Genomic DNA, 1,759 nt, shown 5'->3' on the forward strand with positions numbered 1-1,759 from the left:
CTGGCGATTATTATGCGTGGTTTACCTGGCAGTGGTAAATCTTATTGGGTTGAACAATTTATTACTTCTCAAGGCATTGAGCAGGCGATTCATATCCGTCAGCATGGCCTATTCTCTACAGACCGCTATTTTTATCAACAAGGGCAGTACCGCTTTAATCCGCAAAAAATCGGCCAATATCATCAGGCTAATTTAACGGCTTTTATTCAGGCGTTGGCGCGTAATGAACCGATAGTTATTTGTGATAATACTAATATCGCGAAATGGGAATTTATGGCTTATGAAGCCGCTGCAAAAGCATTAGGCTATCAAGTTAAAGTGGTATTGGTTGGGCAGCCAGATAACGACCAACATCAACAGCTTTGCGCGCAACGAAATCAACATCAAGTTTCATTAGCGCATATTCAAAAAATGGCGCAGTTGTTTGAAGAGTAATAACGTGGGAAGTGATTTGTTAAATGATAGTTACAGTATTTAAGTTGTGTGGCCATATTTCAGGACTGAGTAATAAAAATAAAAAAGGCGCATAAAGCGCCTTTTTGCATTTAGTCCGCGAGTAATTACTTCGCAGCTACAGGTGTAGTTAGGTCGATGCTATAAATCGCAAAGCCAGCTACAACATCAGCTGTTTTAGGTAACTTTACCATTTTACGTTGTTGATTATCAGCAACAAACTTGTCAGCAACATCGCTGTCTTGGGTTTCAAAACGAATGTCTAATGCAACAGTCGCATTATCAATAGTTTTAAAATCCCAGTTGTAATCAGCTGATGGATCAACCATAGCATCATATCCACCAGTCGCATTTGGTTGTGATTGCTCAGTAATATAAGCTGATAATGCATCACGGTTGGTATCTGGCAGTTCTAGCACTACGTGGTCTGAACCGGTACCCGCAAATGAACCACCAAAAGCACGGTAGTTATTTGAAGCCACAACAAACGACATCGCTGCTAATTCATCACCCGTAATAACCGTTCCGTCAGGTGCTGTGTATGCTAAGTCAACAATACGATTTGCATCAGCGTTAACGACAGCACAGCTTCGGTCAAACTTAGTTGGTTGAGTTACATCAATTTTGTAAGTTAAGCCATCAATAACGTCGAAGTTATAGGTTGGGTGGCCTGCGCGATTAATCAAATTTTGTGGAGCACTGACGCTTGGGTCAATTTGATTAAACTGGTTGGCAGAACATTCTAACCAATCTTTTAGTTCCGCACCGGTAGCTTTAACTGCAACCATAGTATTTGGGTATAGGTATAAGTCAGCAGCGTTCTTATACGAAAGGTCGCCAGCATCAACTTGTACATATTGGCTTGCATCTCCTTCAGCATAACGTCCACCGGCTTTAAATGGTGCCGATGCTGACAAGATTGGCAAATCTTTTAGATCATCAGTAATTAATGTTTTAACACGTGCTATTTGAGCATTAGATACAATCTGAACCGTTGGGTCATCTTGAACTAACGTTAAGAAGCTGTACATGTTAGCGGCAGCAACCCCAATAGGTTGGCTAACATATTCGATAGTACCATTGTGTTCAATTTCTATTGCATCACGTAAGCTAGCTTCACCTTCAACCAATTCTACTTTATTAGCATTGTCGTAAATTGGGCGTGCTTTAGCAGTTGATTCTTCATGAATTACGGTCCATTTTCCTTCTACTTGGCGTACAACTAAGTCTACCACACCTAAGTTATCACCCCAGCGGCCAGGCATTACGGCAGGAACGCCATTCAATAAACCTTTGTCTACGTCAG

2 protein-coding genes are annotated in these 1,759 nt (G+C 41.2%); one reads left to right on the top strand and one right to left on the bottom strand.

All coding sequences use genetic code 11. The features are described from left to right. Positions 1-435 (top strand): ATP-binding protein (locus tag CXF78_RS16390; protein ID WP_102037376.1); only part of this gene is annotated, 435 nt, incomplete at its 5' end. 125 nt (positions 436-560) lie between these two features. Here the strand turns inward: CXF78_RS16390 and CXF78_RS16395 are convergent. Continuing rightward, a partial coding sequence (locus CXF78_RS16395) for a bifunctional 2',3'-cyclic-nucleotide 2'-phosphodiesterase/3'-nucleotidase (RefSeq protein WP_102037377.1) occupies positions 561-1,759 on the bottom strand: 1,199 nt, incomplete at its 5' end.

Source organism: Shewanella sp. 11B5, from assembly GCF_002836795.1.
Taxonomy (GTDB): Bacteria; Pseudomonadota; Gammaproteobacteria; order Enterobacterales; family Shewanellaceae; genus Shewanella; species Shewanella frigidimarina.